At 61.2% G+C, this 18,532-nt stretch carries 19 protein-coding genes; 11 read left to right on the forward strand and 8 right to left on the reverse strand.

Annotated elements, in window-relative coordinates; all coding sequences use genetic code 11:
- The first annotated feature begins 325 nt into the window (after positions 1 to 325).
- From AB4N73_RS17795 to AB4N73_RS17805, 3 genes are all read left to right on the forward strand, one after another.
- Positions 326 to 1,561 carry an MFS transporter gene (locus AB4N73_RS17795; RefSeq protein WP_400501154.1) on the forward strand — a complete coding sequence of 412 codons (1,236 nt, stop codon included), beginning with the start codon at positions 326 to 328 and terminating at the stop codon, positions 1,559 to 1,561.
- A gap of 100 nt (positions 1,562 to 1,661) precedes the next feature.
- On the forward strand, positions 1,662 to 1,940 hold the full coding sequence (locus AB4N73_RS17800; RefSeq protein WP_041477766.1) for a type II toxin-antitoxin system RelE/ParE family toxin: 279 nt from the start codon (positions 1,662 to 1,664) through the stop codon (positions 1,938 to 1,940).
- 14 nt (positions 1,941 to 1,954) lie between these two features.
- Entirely contained in the window at positions 1,955 to 2,242 is a 288-nt protein-coding gene (locus AB4N73_RS17805; protein WP_460142373.1) for a HigA family addiction module antitoxin, read from the forward strand.
- A gap of 4 nt (positions 2,243 to 2,246) precedes the next feature.
- Here AB4N73_RS17805 and AB4N73_RS17810 read toward each other — a convergent pair whose 3' ends face one another.
- Together AB4N73_RS17810 and AB4N73_RS17815 are read right to left on the reverse strand one after the other, a co-directional pair.
- Positions 2,247 to 2,798: a DJ-1 family glyoxalase III gene (locus AB4N73_RS17810; protein WP_252868317.1), complete on the reverse strand. Its 552-nt coding sequence runs from the start codon at positions 2,796 to 2,798 to the stop codon at positions 2,247 to 2,249.
- A 67-nt stretch (positions 2,799 to 2,865) separates the two neighbouring features.
- Entirely contained in the window at positions 2,866 to 3,312 is a 447-nt protein-coding gene (locus AB4N73_RS17815) for a DUF4879 domain-containing protein (RefSeq protein ID WP_460142374.1), read from the reverse strand.
- 220 nt (positions 3,313 to 3,532) lie between these two features.
- On the opposite strand from AB4N73_RS17815, the gene AB4N73_RS17820 reads away from it, so the two are divergent.
- From AB4N73_RS17820 to AB4N73_RS17835, 4 genes are all read left to right on the forward strand, one after another.
- Positions 3,533 to 4,828, forward strand: coding sequence for an NCS2 family permease (locus AB4N73_RS17820; protein WP_016773083.1), 1,296 nt, complete (start codon positions 3,533 to 3,535; stop codon positions 4,826 to 4,828).
- Positions 4,825 to 5,904 carry a tRNA (uridine(54)-C5)-methyltransferase TrmA gene (trmA, locus tag AB4N73_RS17825; RefSeq protein WP_150638447.1) on the forward strand — a complete coding sequence of 360 codons (1,080 nt, stop codon included), beginning with the start codon at positions 4,825 to 4,827 and terminating at the stop codon, positions 5,902 to 5,904. The genes AB4N73_RS17820 and trmA overlap by 4 nt, the downstream gene beginning before the upstream one ends.
- A 270-nt stretch (positions 5,905 to 6,174) precedes the next feature.
- Complete coding sequence (gene aroQ / locus AB4N73_RS17830; protein ID WP_137215639.1) at positions 6,175 to 6,615, forward strand: type II 3-dehydroquinate dehydratase; 441 nt, start codon at positions 6,175 to 6,177, stop codon at positions 6,613 to 6,615.
- Positions 6,616 to 6,620: 5 nt separating this feature from the next.
- Positions 6,621 to 7,475, forward strand: coding sequence for a shikimate dehydrogenase (locus AB4N73_RS17835; protein WP_460142375.1), 855 nt, complete (start codon positions 6,621 to 6,623; stop codon positions 7,473 to 7,475).
- A gap of 117 nt (positions 7,476 to 7,592) precedes the next feature.
- Here AB4N73_RS17835 and AB4N73_RS17840 read toward each other — a convergent pair whose 3' ends face one another.
- A complete protein-coding gene (locus AB4N73_RS17840; RefSeq protein ID WP_252868321.1) occupies positions 7,593 to 8,270 on the reverse strand; it encodes a TetR/AcrR family transcriptional regulator in 678 nt (225 codons plus the stop codon).
- A gap of 102 nt (positions 8,271 to 8,372) precedes the next feature.
- Positions 8,373 to 10,274, reverse strand: coding sequence for a 3-dehydroshikimate dehydratase QuiC (quiC, locus tag AB4N73_RS17845; RefSeq protein WP_460142376.1), 1,902 nt, complete (start codon positions 10,272 to 10,274; stop codon positions 8,373 to 8,375).
- A gap of 361 nt (positions 10,275 to 10,635) precedes the next feature.
- On the opposite strand from quiC, the gene AB4N73_RS17850 reads away from it, so the two are divergent.
- On the forward strand, positions 10,636 to 11,970 hold the full coding sequence (locus AB4N73_RS17850; protein WP_041477757.1) for an MFS transporter: 1,335 nt from the start codon (positions 10,636 to 10,638) through the stop codon (positions 11,968 to 11,970).
- Positions 11,971 to 12,088: 118 nt separating this feature from the next.
- On the opposite strand, the gene AB4N73_RS17855 is transcribed toward AB4N73_RS17850, so the two are convergent.
- Positions 12,089 to 12,967, reverse strand: coding sequence for a DMT family transporter (locus AB4N73_RS17855; RefSeq protein ID WP_041477756.1), 879 nt, complete (start codon positions 12,965 to 12,967; stop codon positions 12,089 to 12,091).
- Positions 12,968 to 13,357: 390 nt separating this feature from the next.
- Here AB4N73_RS17855 and ypfJ point away from each other — a divergent pair, with 390 nt between their 5' ends.
- Entirely contained in the window at positions 13,358 to 14,242 is an 885-nt protein-coding gene (gene ypfJ / locus AB4N73_RS17860; protein ID WP_310220142.1) for a KPN_02809 family neutral zinc metallopeptidase, read from the forward strand.
- Positions 14,243 to 15,196, forward strand: coding sequence for an alpha/beta fold hydrolase (locus tag AB4N73_RS17865; RefSeq protein ID WP_457265202.1), 954 nt, complete (start codon positions 14,243 to 14,245; stop codon positions 15,194 to 15,196).
- Between the two features lie 133 nt (positions 15,197 to 15,329).
- Here AB4N73_RS17865 and AB4N73_RS17870 read toward each other — a convergent pair whose 3' ends face one another.
- From AB4N73_RS17870 to AB4N73_RS17880, 3 genes are all read right to left on the reverse strand, one after another.
- The gene (locus AB4N73_RS17870; RefSeq protein ID WP_150638437.1) at positions 15,330 to 15,923 is read right to left on the reverse strand and encodes an HAD family hydrolase; all 594 of its coding nucleotides are present in this window, start codon (positions 15,921 to 15,923) and stop codon (positions 15,330 to 15,332) included.
- On the reverse strand, positions 15,920 to 16,789 hold the full coding sequence (gene tesB, locus AB4N73_RS17875) for an acyl-CoA thioesterase II (RefSeq protein WP_236168718.1): 870 nt from the start codon (positions 16,787 to 16,789) through the stop codon (positions 15,920 to 15,922). The genes AB4N73_RS17870 and tesB overlap by 4 nt, the downstream gene beginning before the upstream one ends.
- A 111-nt stretch (positions 16,790 to 16,900) precedes the next feature.
- Positions 16,901 to 17,470, reverse strand: coding sequence for a GNAT family N-acetyltransferase (locus AB4N73_RS17880; RefSeq protein WP_095181877.1), 570 nt, complete (start codon positions 17,468 to 17,470; stop codon positions 16,901 to 16,903).
- A gap of 82 nt (positions 17,471 to 17,552) precedes the next feature.
- Between AB4N73_RS17880 and AB4N73_RS17885 the strand changes: the two genes are divergently transcribed.
- The gene (locus AB4N73_RS17885) at positions 17,553 to 18,473 is read left to right on the forward strand and encodes a histone deacetylase family protein (RefSeq protein WP_056790583.1); all 921 of its coding nucleotides are present in this window, start codon (positions 17,553 to 17,555) and stop codon (positions 18,471 to 18,473) included.
- Positions 18,474 to 18,532: the final 59 nt, after the last annotated feature.

Below are 18,532 nucleotides of genomic sequence, written 5' to 3' on the forward strand. Positions count from 1 at the left end.
AGTTCCGGTCGGGGTCTTGATCTGGATCAAGCAACGTTGAAAGAGTAGTCCCATTTTTACCAATGAACTGCGTGGTGGTTTGCCGCGTGACAAGTTGCCTCACTCCCCTGTGGCGAGGAGATTTATCCCCGTTCGGCTGCGCAGCAGTCGTCGCTTCCAGCTTTTGGGGCCGCTGCGCGACCCAACGGGGATAAATCCCCTCACCACAGGGTTGATTGTCAGCATGAAAGATCGATGTCTGGCTAACTGAATTGTTTCTCCTAGCAACTTCCTGTTACAGACTGGTGATAATCTCGCCGTTCACTCGCCCAAGACCTGCCTTCAGATGCCCATTCAAGAGCCCCTGCTGTTACGTCACCATCGTCCATTCATGGCCTTTTGGCTGGCGCGGATTTTCACCGCCAGCGGTTTCCAGATGCTCACCGTGGCGATCGGCTGGAATCTGTATCAACTGACCGGCAACGTGCTGGATCTGGGCCTGGTCGGGCTGGTCGAATTCGCGCCGCGGGTGCTGTTCATGCTGCACACCGGGCACGTTGCCGATCGCTATGATCGGCGCAAGGTCGCCGCGCTTTGCCAGTCGTTGCAGGCACTGATTGCCTTGGCGCTGGCTATCGGCAGCGCCACCGATCACGTCACCCGCGAGATGATTTTCATCCTCGCCTTCCTGCTCGGCGCCGCCCGTTCGTTCGAGATGCCGACGACTCAGGCCTTGCTGCCCAGCATCGTCCCCAGTGCGCTTTTCCCCCGTGCGGTTGCCGCCGCGCAATCGGCGCAGCAGTCGGCCACTATCGTCGCTCCGGCTCTTGGCGGTTTGCTCTATGCGTTCGGCAGCGTCTGGGTCTACGGCCCGACCGTGCTGCTGTACGTGATCGCCTGCACGCTGATGCTCAACCTGCCGGCACGCCAGACGCCATTGAATAAAGGCAAAGCCACGCTGGACTCGCTGCTGGCGGGAATTCGCTTCATCCGCAGCCGCCCGGACATCCTCGGAGCGATCTCGCTGGACCTGTTCGCCGTGTTGCTCGGTGGCGCCACGGCGTTGCTGCCGGTGTTCGCCAAGGACATTCTGCTGACCGGCCCGTGGGGCCTTGGCCTGTTGCGCTCGGCGCCGGCGGTGGGTGCGTTGCTGATGTCGCTGTTTCTGGCGCGATTTGCCGTGGAACGCAATGTCGGCCGGGTGATGTTCACCGCCGTCGGCATCTTCGGCGTCGCCACCATCGCGTTCGGCCTGTCGACCTCGTTCTGGTTCTCGCTGGCGGTGCTGGTGGTGCTCGGCGCAGCGGACATGATCAGCATGGTCATCCGCGCCTCGTTCGTACAACTGGAAACCCCCGACGAAATGCGCGGCCGGGTCAGTGCGGTCAACGGCCTGTTCATCGGCGCATCCAACCAGTTGGGCGAATTCGAATCCGGCCTCACCGCCCACTGGTTCGGCACCGTGCCGGCCGTGGTGATGGGCGGGATCGGCACGCTGGTGGTCACAGGAACGTGGATCAAACTATTCCCGACGTTGGCGAATCGGGACCGGATGCATGTGCCGGTGGAAGAGAAGGTCTGAGTTTTTTGGAAAAAACTCACCTGCTCAGCACCTATCAAGCGACAACGTGCGGTACATAGTTACCGCACCGGGTGTAATGTATCGCCTTACACTCGCCGCCATGATCAAATCCTTTCAGCACAAAGGCCTTCGTGGCTTCTATGAAACAGGTACGACTCGTGGAATTCGTGCCGACCATGCAAAACGGCTGTCGCGCATGTTGCAGTTCATGGATCGAGCGACGCTTCCCGCAGACCTGGACTTGCCCGGCTGGCGCCTGCATCCGTTGAAAGGTGAGCTGAGCGAATATTGGTCGCTCAGCGTTTCAGGCAACTGGCGAGTGATCTTTCGTTTTGTCGGTTCGGATATCGAATTGGTCGATTATCTGGACTACCACTGACAGGAGGCTGGCTCATGCCCATGCACAACCCGCCACACCCCGGTGAAACCCTGCTGCTGGATATCTTGCCCGAGCTTGGTATCAGCGTGAGCGAATTGGCCCGGCACCTTGGCTTTGCACGCCCGCATCTTTCGCGCGTACTGCACGGACACGCGCCGATCAGCCCGGATCTGGCAGTAAGACTTGAGCGTGCAGGGATCGGCAAGGCGCGCGTTTGGCTAGGCGTCCAAACCGACTACGATCTTTGGCAAGCGGAGCACCGTGAGCAACCAATGATAGAACCCCTCGCAGCCCACGGCTGACCCTTCAGGCCATCAACTCCCCCGCCACCCTCGCCCGCAACGCCTTGCCACCAAGCTGCTCGACCAGGGTCAAGGCAAATTCCAGCGCCGCGCCCGAGCCTTGGGCGGTGATGCAGTTGCCGTCGACCACCACCGCTTGATCAACAAACGTACAGCCTGATAGTTGATGGCTGGCGCCGGGCAGGCAGGTCATGCGTCGCTGGCGCAGCACGCCTGATGCTTGCAGGGCGACAGCTGGAGCTTCGCCGATGGCGGCGAACAGGCGGCCGGCGCTGGCTTGGTCCTTGAGCAATTGCTGCAAGGGTTGATGCGCCGCCAGATGCCGGGAACCGACGGCACCGCCCGGCAGGACAATGAGGTCAAAAGTCTGTGCCAGTACATCGACCAGCATGCCGTCGGCAGTCAGCCGGGTGCCGCGCGCACAGGTCAGCATGCGTCGGCCTTCGATGCTGGCGGCGACCACTTCGATGCCGGCGCGGCGCAGCACGTCGATCAGGGTCACGCTTTGCAAATCGTCGATGCCCTCGGCGAGGGCAATCAGGGCTCTGGAAGTCATGGGTGCTTTCCGCTGGATAGTCAGTCAAGCGTAGTCAGCTTTGTCCCACCCTGTTCGCAGACAGCCGTTACTTGATGTAAAGCTGGGTCGAAAGCGTGTTGCGCGGGGCGTTGATCGAGGTGTTGCTGAAGTTGAAGGTGCCTTCCTGTTTGCCGGCCAGATCGAAGGTATAAAGAGATCCGACGGTTTTGCTGCCAGGCGTGCATTCGGTGAGGTTGCCATTATCGAAGGCGCACACCGGACCTCTGGTGCCGTTGACCTCGAAGCCATCCAGAGTCACGTGTGGCTGGTTCTGGCCATAGCCGACTTCCAGCACGAAGACTTTGATATTCGGCCCGCTGTGATTGCATTGGGTTTGCGGCTGGTTATCGGCAATATCTTCCAGGCCGCAGGACGGTGACTGCACTTTGATCACCTTCACCTCGGTGAGCGGCGGCGCCGATGCCGCGAACGCCGGAGCTGTCTGCAGCAGTGCTGCAATCCATCCGAAAATCCTGATCCAACCGTTGCGCATGCCTGCCCACTCCAAAAAATCAGCGCGCAGTATGGCGCAGTTGTTGGCTGCGCAAAACTTCGCCGACGATCGACACCAACATCCGCCAAATTCCTCACGCGGCTGGTATGATGCGCGGCTTTTTCCGGCCCACGACAATTTTCCAGGCGCTTGCGACGGTCTGTGCTTTGCTGTTGAGGTCGATACATTCACGGCGCCACGCGCGCCACGGGGAGCAGACATGCTGGAAAGGCTGTTTCAACTCAAGGCACACAACACCAACGTGCGCACCGAAATTCTTGCGGGCGTCACGACTTTCCTGGCCATGGCTTACATTCTGTTCGTCAACCCGAGCATCCTCGGCGAGACCGGCATGGACAAAGGCGCGATCTTCGTCGCCACCTGTCTGGCGGCTGCAATCGGCTCGACCGTGATGGGCCTGATCGCCAACTACCCGATCGCTCTCGCTCCGGGCATGGGCCTGAACGCCTTCTTTACCTACACCGTGGTGCTGCACATGGGCCACACCTGGCAAGTGGCGCTGGGTGCGGTGTTCATTTCCGCCGTGCTGTTCTTTCTGCTGTCGATCTTCCGCATCCGTGAATGGATCATCAACGCCATTCCGCTGCCACTGCGCTCGGCGATCGCCGCAGGTATCGGCCTGTTCCTGGCACTGATCGCCCTGCACAATGCCGGCATCGTGGTCAGCAACCCGGCGACCATGGTCGGCCTCGGCGATCTGACCAAACCGGCGCCGATTCTGGCCACCGTTGGCTTTGCCGTGATCGTCGCCCTCGAAGCGCTGAAAGTGCGTGGCGCGGTGCTGATCGGCATTCTCGCCGTAACCATCGCCTCGATCGTACTGAACGTCACCGAGTTCGGCGGCATCATGTCAATGCCGCCGTCGCTGGCGCCGACCTTCCTGCAACTGGACATCAAAGGCGCACTCGACATCGGTCTGGTCAGCGTGATTTTCGCCTTCCTGTTCGTCGACCTGTTCGACAACTCCGGGACCCTGATCGGCGTCGCCAAGCGCGCCGGCCTGATGGGCAAGGACGGCCACATGCCGAAAATGGGCCGTGCGCTGATCGCCGACAGTACTGCGGCCATGGCCGGCTCGCTGCTGGGTACTTCGACCACGACCAGTTACATCGAATCCGCTGCCGGCGTCAGTGCCGGGGGCCGCACGGGCCTGACCGCCATCGTCGTGGCAATCCTGTTCCTGCTGGCGCTGTTCTTCTCGCCCCTGGCGGCCAGCGTTCCGGCGTTCGCCACTGCGCCAGCGCTGCTGTTCGTCGCCGTGCTGATGACTTCCGGCCTGGCGGAAATAGACTGGGACGACATCACCGTGGCGGCGCCGGTTGTGGTTACCGCGCTGGCCATGCCGTTCACCTATTCGATCGCTAACGGCATCGCCTTCGGCTTCATCGCCTGGACCGCCATCAAGCTGCTGTCCGGCCGCGCCCGTGAGCTGAACCCGGCACTGGTGATTCTGTCGATTCTGTTTGTGATCAAGTTGGGTTGGTTCAACGCATGAGTTTCGATTCCCAAGCCTACGCCGAACAACTCGAAGCCAAGGTCACGCGCTTGCGTGATCTGCTGGCACCGTTCGATGCACCTGCGCCGACGGTGTTTGACTCGCCTCTGCAGAACTTCCGCCTGCGCGCCGAATTCCGCCTGTGGCGCGAGGGCGGCGAACGCCACTACGCGATGTTCTCTCAGGACGACAAACGCACGCCGATCCTTATCGAAGAATTCCCGATTGCCAGCCTGCGCATCAACCAGTTGATGCCGCAGTTGAAGGCCGCGTGGCAAGCCAGTTCGGCGCTGAGCCACAAGCTGTTCCAAGTCGAATTTCTGACCACGCTGGCCGGCGACGCGATGATCACCCTGTGCTATCACCGTCCGCTGGACGAGCACTGGCATGCGGCAGCAACGAAGCTGTCGGCCGATCTCGGCGTGAGCATCATCGGCCGCTCCAAGGGCAAGCGCGAAGTGCTCGGTCAGGACTATGTCGTCGAGAAACTCGAAGTCGGCGGCCGCACCTTCAGCTATCGCCAGCCCGAAGGCGCGTTCACCCAGCCCAACGGCACGGTGAACCAGAAGATGCTCAATTGGGCTTACGAAGCGCTGGGCGATCGCAGCGACGATCTGCTCGAGTTGTACTGCGGCAACGGCAACTTCACCCTGCCGCTGGCGACTCGCGTGCGCAAAGTGCTCGCTACCGAAATCAGCAAGACTTCGGTCAACGCGGCCCTGAGCAACCTCAGCGAAAACGCTGTGGATAACGTTACGCTGGTGCGTTTGTCCGCCGAGGAGCTGACCGAAGCGCTCAACGAAGTGCGCCCGTTCCGCCGCCTGCACGGCATCGATCTGAAGAGCTACGAATTCGGCAGCGTCTTCGTCGACCCGCCACGCGCCGGCATGGACCCGGACACCTGCGAACTGACACGACGCTTCGACAACATCCTCTACATCTCCTGCAACCCTGACACCCTCGCGGCCAACATCGCCCAGCTGCATGACACCCACCGCATTACCAAGTGCGCATTGTTCGACCAGTTCCCGTGGACCCATCACATGGAATCCGGTGTGCTGCTGACCCGACGCTAATCGCGGGTAGTTGGTACGAGAAAGCCGTCGTGATTGACGGCTTTTTTGTGGGTGCTCTAAAAGATCGCAGCCTTCGGCAGCTCCTACATGTGGAACGCGGTTATCTGTAGGAGCTGCCGAAGGCTGCGATCTTTTGATCCGTGCGATCACCGAACATAAAACGCCAAGGTCATTTCTGTTCAATTGACCGATGTAACCATCTAGTACATTTTATCTCCACAGGCCGAACCCTCTCGGCCAATGCCAAAAACAATAAGTGGAGTTGCCCCCATGTCCCCTATCGTTCTGGTGCTTAACGGCCCGAACCTGAACCTGCTCGGCACCCGCGAGCCGGCGACTTATGGTCATGAAACCCTGGCCGATATTTCTGCACTGTGTGGTCGCGCGGCTGACGAGTTCGGCCTGACCGTGGAATTTCGCCAGACCAATCATGAAGGCGAGCTGCTCGACTGGATTCACGCCGCGCGTGGTCGTTGTGCCGGGATCGTGATTAATCCGGCGGCGTGGACGCATACGTCCGTGGCGATTCGCGATGCACTGGTCGCCAGTGAATTGCCGGTGATCGAGGTGCATCTGTCCAACGTGCATGCCCGTGAGCCGTTTCGTCATCATTCGTTTGTTTCCGGCATCGCCACGGCGGTGATGTGCGGGTTCGGCAGCCATGGCTACCGCCTGGCGCTGGAGCATTTCAGTCAGCGGTTGCAGAGGTAAGAACCATGTCGCGTTCCAGGGTGATACTCGCCGGGCTGATCGGCGCCGGGATTCAGGCTTCACGTACACCGGCACTGCATGAGCACGAAGGTGATGCGCAGGGCCTGCGTTATCTGTACCAGCTCATCGACCTCGATCAATTGCACCTCGACAGCACGGCCCTGCCCGACCTGCTGCAAGCGGCGGAGCGGATGAATTACACCGGACTGAACATCACTTTCCCGTGCAAACAGGCGGTCATCCCGCTGCTCGATGAGTTATCGCCGGAAGCCCGTGGCATCGGCGCGGTCAACACCGTGGTGCTGAAGGACGGCAAGCGTGTCGGCCACAACACCGATTGCCTCGGTTTCGCCGAGGGCTTTCGCCGGGGTCTGACAGACGCTGCCCGTGAACGTGTCGTCCAGATGGGCGCCGGCGGGGCTGGCGCGGCGGTGGCCCACGCGCTGCTCAGTGAAGGCGTACGGCAATTGACGATTTTTGATGTCGACCGCGAGCGTGCCGAGAGCCTGGCGAACAATCTGAATCAACATTTTGGCGCCGGTCGCGCGCAGGCGGGACGGGATTTGCCCGGGGCGCTGGCGCAGGCCGATGGCCTGGTCAACACCACGCCGATGGGCATGGCCAAGCTGCCGGGTTCACCGGTGCCGGCCGGCTTGCTACGCAAGGCAATGTGGGTCGCGGAAATTGTGTATTTCCCGCTGGAAACCGAGCTGCTGCGCGATGCCCGCGCCTTGGGTTGCCGCACCCTGGATGGCGGCAACATGGCGGTGTTTCAGGCGGTGAAGGCGTTTGAACTGTTCAGCGGCGTGGTGCCGGATGCGCAGCGCATGCTTGAGCATTTTCAGAGCATGAATGGCTGAACAACAGGGTAACTCTGTGGGAGCGAGCCTGCTCGCGAAGGCGTCGATTCAGTCAACGAACAGGGCGACTGACACACCGCTTTCGCGAGCAGGCTCGCTCCCACAGGGGGGATCGAGTCAGGCCTTCAGGTAGCGCAACACCGATTCGCAGATCATCTCGCGGTGGCGCTGCTTGATGGTTTCGTCCGGCAGGTCGATCTGGAAGATTTCTCCCAGCGTGTGGCGGTTCGACACGCGATAGAAGCAGAACGAACTGATCAGCAGGTGCACGTCCAGCGCATCGATGCCACGCCGGAACAAACCTTCGTCCGCGCCTCGTTGCAGAATCCCGCCCAAGGTGTCGAGGATCGTGTTGTTCAGCGCCTTGATCGCATCGGAACGCTTTACGTACTCGGCGTTGTGGATGTTTTCGATGCTGACGATGCGCACGAAATCGACGTTGTGGTCATGGTGATCGAAGGTGAATTCCACCAGTCGGCGGATCGCCAGCTCGGGCAGCAGCTCGTCCAGGTGCAGGCGGTTTTCCGTGCTGCGAATATCGCCGTAAAGCTTCTCCAGCACCTCGACGTACAACTGCTCCTTGCTGCCGAAGTAGTAATAGATCATCCGCTTGGAGGTGTGGATGCGCTCGGCGATCGCGTCGACGCGGGCGCCGGACAAGCCCTGCTGGACGAACTCGACGATCGCCTCCTGCAGAATGTTTTCGCGGGTCTTTTCCGGATTGTTCTTGCGACTCTTGCGCGGCACTGCGTCGGACTCGACAGCAGCGGCGGAAAGTTCTGAATTCATGGTCATCGCGGGCTCACGGCCATCACTGCACAAGCTGGCGATTATGGGCCGCGCGGGACAGTGAAGGAAGCCGCGCAGCCGGTGTTTAATCCCGCGTTTACGAATTCCCTACAACTTCGCCTGACGCACCGCACCGCTGCGGGATTTGGCCATCGCCGCCAGCCGCACCGCAACGTTGGCCGCGCCGTAGCCGGCATAGCCATTCTTGCGCTGGATGATCTCGAAGAAGAAACGCCCCTCGAACGGCTCGGTGTAGACGTGAAACAACTCGCCGCCCTGGGCGTCACGGTCGTAGAGCACGTTGTAATAGGCCAGCTCGCTGAGAAACTCATCGTCGAAATCGAAACGCGCCGCGAGGTCGTCGTAGTAATTCAGCGGGATGTCCAGCAGCGGCACACCGGCCTCTTTGGCGCGACTGACCTGGGCGAAGATGTCGTCACAATCGAAGGCGATGTGATGCACGCCGGAGCCGCGATAACTCGACAGCGCATGCGAAATGGCAGTGTTGCGGTTCTCGGAAATGTTCAGCGGCAGCCGGATCGAGCTGTCGCGACTGCGCAGTGCGCGGCTCTTCACCAGACCGTACGGATCGGGCAGCACCACTTCGTCGTCGGCTTCGAAATCCAGCAGGCTTTTGTAAAACAGCACCCAACTGTCGAGGCTGTCCGCCGGCAACGCCATGGCCATGTGATCGATACGCTTGAGGCCGCCGCCGGTCTGCGCGTCCGGCAACAGATTGAAATCGGTGCCGTACACGTCGGCGTCCTCATCGACCAGATAAATCAGGCTGCCGTCCGGTGCGCGCACCGCCGCCAGCTCCAGTTCATTCGGCCCGACCAGCCCGCGATAGGGCTGCCCCTTGTAAGCGACCGCGCGGGCCAGCGCACTGGCGCTGTCCTTGACCCGCACGGCCGTGGCGCACAGTGACGGGCCGTGGGCTTCGAAAAAGCTGTGGGCGAAGGAATACGGCTCGGAGTTGAGGATCAGGTTGATATCGCCCTGACGCAGCAGGCTGACGCTCTTGGAGCGATGCTGCCCGGCCTTGGCGAAACCGAGGCGTTGCAGCCAGTGACTGAGCTTAGCGCCCAGCGCTTCATCGACGGCAAATTCGAGAAATTCCACGCCGTTGTATTCGCTGGCCGGCGGCGTTTCGAAAAGAATCTCACGGTTGGCCACCGGCGCCGCTTCCTGCTCGAGACGCTGACGGGTCTTCTCTTCCAGATACAGCAGCGAACGCAAACCATCGGCGGCGTTGGCTCGCGGGGGCGCGGCGCGAAAGCCGTCGTTGAAGATTTCCAGCGACAGCGGCCCGGTATAGCCACTCTTGATGATCGGCGCGAGGAAACCCGGCAGATCGAATTCGCCCTGCCCCGGGAAACAGCGGAAATGCCGACTCCACTCCAGCACATCCATGGCCAGGATCGGTGCGTCGGCCATTTGCACGAAGAAGATCTTGTCGCCGGGAATGTCGGCGATCGCGCTGGGATCGCCCTTCAGCGACAGGGTATGGAAGCTGTCGAGCAGCACGCCGAGGCTCGGGTGATCGGCCTTGCGGACGATGTCCCAGACCTGTTGATAAGTATTGACGTGACGGCCCCACGCCAGCGCTTCGTAACCGATGCGCAAGCCACGGGCGCCGGCGCGTTCAGCCAGCAGGCGCAAATCATCGACGAGGATTTGTTGATCGCCGACACTGTCCGGCGAGGCGTTGCTGCAGACCAGCACCAGGTCGGTGCCAAGTTCCTGCATCAGATCGAACTTGCGCTCGGCACGCTCAAGGTTGCGCGCCAGGCGCTCGCGGCGGCAGCCTTCGAAGTCACGGAACGGCTGAAACAGGGTGATGGCGATCCCCAGATCGGCGCACATCTGTTTAATTTCCCGGGGACTGCCGTCGTAGTACAGGAGGTCGTTTTCGAAAATCTCCACGCCGTCGAACCCGGCGGCGGCAATGGCTTCGAGTTTTTCCGGCAGGGTGCCGCTCAAGGAAACGGTGGCAATGGAACGCTGCATGTTTCAACTCCCGGACTGCGCCGCTTTATCTTTACTGTAGGAGCTGCCGAAGGCTGCGATCGTTTGATCTTGATTACCAAAACAGCAAAATCAAAAGATCACAACCTTCGGCAGCTCCTACCGGGGAATGGGTTTTTATAGTGAGGGAAATTATTGGCTGCATCCCTGCGCGCAGCAATTTAAAGTGTACTACCCGGTTAGTTTTGCGTGCGATTATCGAACACTAAGGCGATTTGGCGAATTGACGATTTTTTGTTCACTGCCCAACATCGGTTGCACATCGAGTCCGGCCACTAACCACCGGGCAAGGTGTTCGACAGAAAAGAACACCAAATAACAAATCCAAAAACGGGTGGAACACATGATTCCTTCACAGACTTCCCGCATGGCTCCGGCCATGAGCACTGCCACGGGTGGCATTGGCGACAAGATCCGCGGCGCCATGGCCGTCGGCAAGACCCGCTGGGGCATGCTGGCGCTGGTGTTTTTTGCCACCACCCTCAACTACATCGACCGCGCCGCCCTCGGCGTCATGCAGCCGATCCTCGCCAAGGAAATGAGCTGGACGGCGATGGACTACGCCAACATCAACTTCTGGTTTCAGGTCGGCTACGCGATCGGGTTTGTCCTGCAGGGACGCCTGATCGACCGGGTCGGCGTCAAGCGCGTGTTCTTCTGCGCCGTACTGCTCTGGAGCCTGGCCACCGGCGCCCACGGCCTGGCGACCTCGGCGGTCGGCTTCATGGTCTGCCGCTTCATCCTCGGCCTGACGGAAGCGGCCAACTACCCGGCCTGCGTGAAGACCACGCGCCTGTGGTTCCCGGCCGGTGAACGCGCTGTCGCTACCGGCATTTTCAACGCCGGCACCAACGTCGGCGCGATGTTCACGCCGATGCTGCTGCCACTGGTCCTGCATGTGTGGGGCTGGCAAGCGGCGTTCCTGTGCATGGCGGCACTCGGCGGCATCTGGCTGTTGTTCTGGGGCTTGAAGTATTTCAATCCGGAAGACCATCCGACGGTGAAACAGTCGGAACTCGATTACATCCAGCAGCAAGTCGAACCGGAACAGGCCCGCGTGCCGTTCAGCAAGATCCTGCGCATGCGCGGCACCTGGGCCTTCGCCCTCGCCTACTCGCTGACCGCGCCGGTGTTCTGGTTCTATCTGTACTGGCTGCCGCCGTTTCTCAATCAGCAATACAACCTCGGCATCAACGTGACGCAGATGGGTATTCCGCTGATCATCATCTACGTCACGGCTGACTTCGGCAGTGTCGGCGGCGGGATTCTGTCCTCGTTCCTGATCGGTCGCGGGATGAACTCGATCAAGGCGCGGCTGCTGTCGATGTTGCTGTTTGCCTGCTGCATCATCGGCGTGGTCATGGCCGCCGGCTCGGCGAATCTGTGGGTGGCGGTGGCGGCGATCTCGCTGGCGATCGGCGCGCATCAGGCCTGGACTGCGAACATCTGGAGCCTGGTGATGGACTACACGCCCAAGCACATGATGAGCACGGTGTTCGGCTTCGGCGGCATGTGCGCGGCGATCGGCGGGATGTTCATGACCCAGATCGTCGGCCACATCCTCACCGTTACCAACAACAACTACACGGTGCTGTTCACGCTGATCCCTGCAATGTACTTCCTCGCACTGACGTGGATGTACTTCATGGCACCGCGCAAGATTCCGACCGTCGAATAACCCGCTAAATCGCCCCTGTAGGAGCTGCGGAACGCTGCGATCTTTTGATCTTGCTGTTTAAGATCAAAAGATCGCAGCCTCGTTTCACTCGTCAGCTCCAAGGGATCTTTGCTCCCCCTTAGCGCCGGCTCTGCTGCCACGCTGCCGCCAATCCGCTGCAACAGATCACCGCAATACCGATCACCGTCAACCCGCTCGGTGTGTGATTGAACAGCAGCCAGCCCAACAACCCGGCAAAGACGATCTGGCAATAGCCGAACGGCGCCAGCAAGGCTGGTGCAGCGTGACGGAAGGCCTGAGTCAGGAACAGATGCGCCGTCATCCCGCAACTGCCCAGCGCCAGCATCAGCGCGGCATGAGGCAACGTCGGCACTTGCCAGAAGAACGGCACCAGCGCGCTCATCACCAGGGTATTGCACAGCCCGGCGAAGAAGTTGCTGGTGGTCGGGCTGTCCACTTCGGCGAGCTTGCGCGTCAGCAATTGGTAGAAGCAGAAGAACAGCGCCGAGCAGAACGGCAGCAGGATCGCCGGGGTGAACAGTTCGCCGCCCGGGTGGACGATGATCAGCACGCCGATGAAGCCGCAGATCACCGCGATCCACTGCCCGCGCGTCACTCGTTCCTTGAGCAGCGGCACCGATAACGCCGTCACCAGTACCGGCGCGAGAAAGTTGACCGCCGTGGCTTCCGCCAGCGGGATGTACAGCAGCGCCGTGGTGAAAAACAGGCTGGTGCCGAGCAGGCACAGGGCACGGGCGAGCTGCCATAACGGTTTTTTCGTACGCAGCACGCGCAAACCGGACTGCGGCAGGAAAATCCCCGCCATCAACAAGGTGTGCACCACGTAGCGCGCCCACACCACCATCACGATCGGATAAAAACCGGAGAGGTATTTCGACAGCGCGTCGTGACTGGAAAACAGGAACGTCGCCACGACAATCAGCAGAATCCCCTTGAAGGGCTGGTTGACACCGGAGAGCGGGGTGCTGACGGTCATTGGCAATCTCTGAAAAAATACCCGGGCGAGCGTTCGCGCTGGCGGCAATCGGTGTGGCAATCATAGTCGGCAGAGCTTTCAGCAACCGCACAGATTGCACTCTTCTTCGCCGGGAAACCGCCGTTAAGCAAAACCTCGAGGCAAGATTCCCGCCACTTCGGCGCCCGGCCAGTGTGCAACATCACAGACTGCCGTCGAAACGGCGGGTTCATGAATCGGCAGAAGAAATTCCACTCGGGATTGAATTCACGGCCCGCTCGACCGTCAATACCAGGCCCGCACCATGTGGGCGCGTGTGCATGGACGGACGACCGGACTGGCGCCACACTCACACAGCGGCAACACTCATCACCAGCAGATTCATCACCGGCAATAAAAGAGGATTCCCACATGCTATGGAAAAAAGGCCGACGCAGTGACAACGTCGTCGACGCCCGGGGTGATGACGCAGGCGGTGGCGGCGGCATGCGCTTCGGCGGCGGCAAGGGCCTGAGCCTGACGGCCATCGTGCTGATTGTCGGCATCGGCTGGCTCACCGGCCAGGACCCGCTGCAGATCCTCGGCCAGTTGACCGGGCAGATGGAGCAGCCGGCGCCCTCCTCGCAAACCCGTCAGGCGCCACCGGCCAATGATGAACAGGCCGAATTCGTCCGCTCGATCCTCGGCGACACCGAAGACACCTGGGGTCCGATCTTCCAGCAGGCCGGACGCCAATACAAAGACCCGACACTGGTGCTGTTCAGCAATCGGGTGAACTCCGCGTGCGGCATGGCCACTTCTGCCACCGGCCCGTTCTATTGCCCGGCAGACCAGAAGGTCTATCTGGACATGGCGTTCTTTCAGGAAATGTCGCAGCGCTTCAAAGCCGCCGGCGATTTCGCTCAGGCTTACGTGATTGCGCACGAAGTCGGCCACCATGTGCAGACGCTGCTGGGCGTCTCGGCGAAGATGCAGGCGGCGCGTCAGCAAGGCCGGCAGATGGAGGGCGACGGCGGCTTGCTGGTTCGCCAGGAATTGCAGGCCGACTGTCTCGCCGGCGTCTGGGCGTATAACGCGCAGAAACGCCTGAACTGGCTGGAACCGGGCGACATCGAGGAAGCCTTGAACGCCGCCAACGCCATCGGCGATGATCGCTTGCAGCAACAGGGTCAGGGCCGTGTGGTGCCGGACTCGTTCACCCACGGTACGTCAGCGCAAAGGGTGCGCTGGTTCAAAACCGGATTCGCGCAAGGCCAGGTAAGCCAGTGCGACACCTTCGCGGCGAAAACCCTGTAAATGCATAAATGGCTTGTGGCGTTACTGTTGATCGTCGGCACCGCGCAAGCGGCCGGCGTCGATGCGATCAGCCCCGGTCGCCTGCAACTCAAGGCCGGGGAGATGGCGGTGGGCATCGGCCCGGCACCGGAGAAGATCGAGCGGGTGCTGATCGTCATTCACGGTCGCCTGCGCAACGCCGAGACCTACCGCAAAAGCGCGGAAAGCGCCGCCGAACTCGCCGGGCAGACCGCGCACACGCTGGTGATCGCTCCGCAGTTTCTCAATGAAAGCGACGTCACCCTGTACTCCTTGCCGCCAACGGTGCTGCGCTGGCAGGGCAACGAGTGGATGGGCGGCGGCTTGTCCAGCGGGCCAAATCCGCTGAGCTCCTACGCGGCGCTGGATGAAATCGTCGCGCGGGTCAGCGATCGCAAACAGTTTCCGGACGTGAAGCAGATCGTGATCTTCGGCCACTCCGGTGGGGGTCAGGTGGTGCAGCGTTACGCCCTGCTGGCCAAGGATCAGCCGGCGCTCAAGGCCAACGGTATTCGCTTGCGCTATGTAGTGGCCAATCCTTCTTCTTATGCGTACTTCAACGAGCAGCGGCCAGTGGCGTTCGACCACGCACAATGCCCGGGCTTCAATCGCTGGAAGTACGGCCTGGCGGACATGCCGGTGTATGCCGGCGGGCAAACGCCGTTGCAGGTCGAGAGCGCTTACGTCAAACGCGAGGTGATTTATCTGCTCGGGCAGCAGGACGTCGACCCGGAACATCCGGCGCTGGACAAGAGCTGCGCGGCCGAGGCGCAAGGGGCTTACCGCTTGATGCGCGGAAAAATGTATTTCGGCTACTTACTGCGCCGGCATCCCGAGGGGGTCAATCAGCGGCTGATTGAAGTGCCTGGGGTCGGGCATGACGGGGATGGCATGCTGACGTCGGCGGAGGGGCAGAAGGCTTTGTTTGATCAGTGAGTTTTCTAATGAATCCACCGGCCCCTTCGCGAGCAGGCTCGCTCCCACATTTGGAATAAATGCCACACTCGGAATGCATTCCCCTGTGGGAGCGAGCCTGCTCGCGAAGGCGTCCGATCAGACAACAACGATCTCAGGCCTGCAGCATCCGCCGCAACTCAACACAATCCCTTGCATGCCAATCCGTCAACTCCGGCCACGGGTTATCCGGCAGGTTCACCAACACCGTCCGCGCCCCCGCTGCTCGGCCGCAATCCAGATCAAAGCGGTAATCACCAACCATCACCATGTCACTGGCCGGCACTTGCCAGGCATCGGCCAGTTTCAGCAAACCGCCGGGATGCGGCTTCGGCGGTGCTTCGTCGCGACCCAGCACATCCTCGACCGCGAAGCAGTCAGCCAGGCCGATCGCCTCCAGCGTGACATGCGCCAGCTCCCGCGCATTGCGCGTGAGGATGCCGAGGCGATAACCGCGCGCATGCAGGTCGCGCACCAGCTCTACCGCACCGGTGGCCGGGGTCGAGCCCAGCGCCAGATCGCGTTCATGCTCGAGCAACCAGGCATGCTTGGCCGCCGCTTCATCCGCTGGCAATGCAGCGAGATGGGTGAGGATGTCGTCCTCCGGCGGAATCGCCAGTGCCACACGAATCGCCGCGAAATCATGCACGGCGACGGTCAGCGTGCCGTCCATGTCGAACACCCAATGACGAACCTCGGTCAGGCTCATGCCCAGTCCTTGCGATGGCGGATCAGACCTTCCTGAGTCACCGAAGCGACCAGTTGCCCGGCACGGTTGAATACGCTGCCACGGGAAAAACCACGGGAGTTGCCGGCCCACGGGCTGTCCATCGCGTAGAGCAACCAGTCATCGGCGCGCAGATCATTGTGGAACCACAGCGCGTGATCGAGGCTGGCGACCTGCATGTCCTTCTGCCAGACCGACTTGCCGTGGGGCAGCATCGACGTGGTCAGCAGACCGAAGTCCGAGGCATACGCCAGCAGGTATTTGTGCAGCGCCGGGATGTCGGCCAAGGCGCCGTCGGCGCGGAACCACACGTACTTCAGCGGATCGGCCGGTTGCGGGTTGTACGGGTCTTTTTCGGTAACCGGGCGTACTTCGATCGGTTTCGGACACAGCAGTTTTTCACGCATGTGCTCGGGAATCAGGTGCGCACGCTGCTGGATCAGTTCCAGCTCCGAGGGCAGGTTTTCCGGGCCGACCACCACGGGCATCTGGCCCTGATGCTCGAAACCTTGTTCGTCGTACTGAAACGAAGCGCTGCACGTGAAGATCGGGTGGCCCTTCTGGATCGCAGTCACGCGGCGAGTGCTGAAGCTGCCGCCATCACGCACGCGATCCACCGAATAGACCACCGGCAACTTGGCATCGCCCGGGCGCAGGAAATAACCGTGCAGCGAGTGCACATGACGCGCTTCTTCCACCGTCTGACTGGCCGCCGACAGCGACTGGCCCAGCACCTGACCGCCGAACAACTGGCGGAACCCCAGATCCTGGCTGCGGCCACGGAACAGGTTTTCTTCGATCGGTTCCAGGGTCAGCAGATCGACCAGATCTTCCAGCACTTGGCTCATTCAGACTCTCCTCACACAAAGCAATGGCCGCGCAGTCTTGGCTGCGGCGGACGATTCAGGTTCTGGCACGGGCCAAATACGATGGCGGCCATTGTAAACGTCCGTGTCGGCTTATTCATGCAAGGTTTGCAGCCATTGTTCGCGGCTGATGCGATACAGAACATGGCGGCGCAACGGGTGATCGAGCGCAACCTTGGGGTGATCGAAATCATCCTGCGGATCGTGATGCATGCCGATCGCCTGCATGACCTTCTCCGACTGCGCGTTCTGCCCGGCGGTAAACGAGACGATTTCCTCCAGTTTCAACTGGTCGAAACCCGCGCGCAGAGCCGTCCACGCCGCTTCGCTGGCGTAACCCAGGCCCCAGTGTTCCTTGGCCAGACGCCAGCCGATTTCCACCGCCGGGGTAAACGGCGCATCGAAGCCGACCACGCCCAACCCGGTGAAACCGATGAACTCACCCGTGTCCTTGCGCTCCAGCGCCCACAGGCCAAAGCCGTGCTCGGCAAAATGCCCGCGCACACGGCCGATCAATGCGGCACTCTCGAGCCGGGTCAACGGCGCCGGAAAGTAGCGCATCACCTGCGGATCGGCGCACATCGCGGCGAATGCCGGCAAATCCTCATCCTGCCACTGACGCATCAACAACCGCGCGCTTTGCAGCTCCAGTATCGGCTCCATCGTCCCCTCCATTTCCATGCCGTTGAGTCTACATCGCTGGTAGGATCGTTCATTCTTTCCCAGGTTCTGCGCGAAACAAGCCATGCCTTTGCCGTTGATCTACCACGAAGACTACAGCCCCGAGTTTCCTGCGGAGCACCGCTTCCCCATGGACAAGTTTCGTCTGTTGCGCGATCACCTGGTCGACAGCGGCCTGACCCGCGACGCCGACCTGCTGCGCCCGCAGATCTGCCCCAACGACATCCTCGCCCTCGCCCATGACCGCAGCTATATCGAACGCTACATGAGCGGCGAGTTGTCCCGCGAAGACCAACGGCGCCTCGGCCTGCCGTGGAACGAAGCGCTGGCGCGACGCACCGTGCGTGCAGTGGGCGGTTCGATCCTCGCGGCAGAGCAAGCCCTTGAGCATGGTCTGGCCTGTCATCTGGCCGGCGGCACCCATCACGCTCACTACGATTACCCTGCCGGCTTCTGCATCTTCAATGACCTGGCGATCATCAGCCAGTACCTGTTGCAGAGCGGCCGGGTCAATCGCGTGCTGATCTTCGATTGCGACGTGCATCAGGGCGACGGCACTGCGCGGATTCTGCATGACACGCCGGAGGCGATTACCGTTTCCCTGCACTGCGAAAAGAATTTTCCCGCACGCAAAGCCGAAAGTGACTGGGACATCCCGCTGCCAAAAGGCATGGGCGATGCCGACTATCTGCAGGTGGTCGATGACACGCTCAATTACCTGCTGCCGCTGTATCAACCGGATCTGGTGCTCTACGACGCTGGCGTTGATGTGCACAAGGACGATGCCCTCGGTTATCTGCAACTGACCGACGAGGGCGTAGCCGAGCGTGATGAACGGGTGATGCGCCACTGCCTGGGCCGCGACATCCCGGTGGTCGGGGTGATCGGCGGCGGCTACAGCAAGGACCGCCACGCCCTCGCCCGCCGCCACGGCATCCTCCATCACAGCGCGCAACGGGTCTGGGATTCACACGGCTGTCATTGAAACGTGCTGCGTTACCCACAATCGCTGTGGAACTGGCTGTGGATAACCTGAGTGAAAGG

Source organism: Pseudomonas sp. S3_B08, assembly GCF_054667725.1.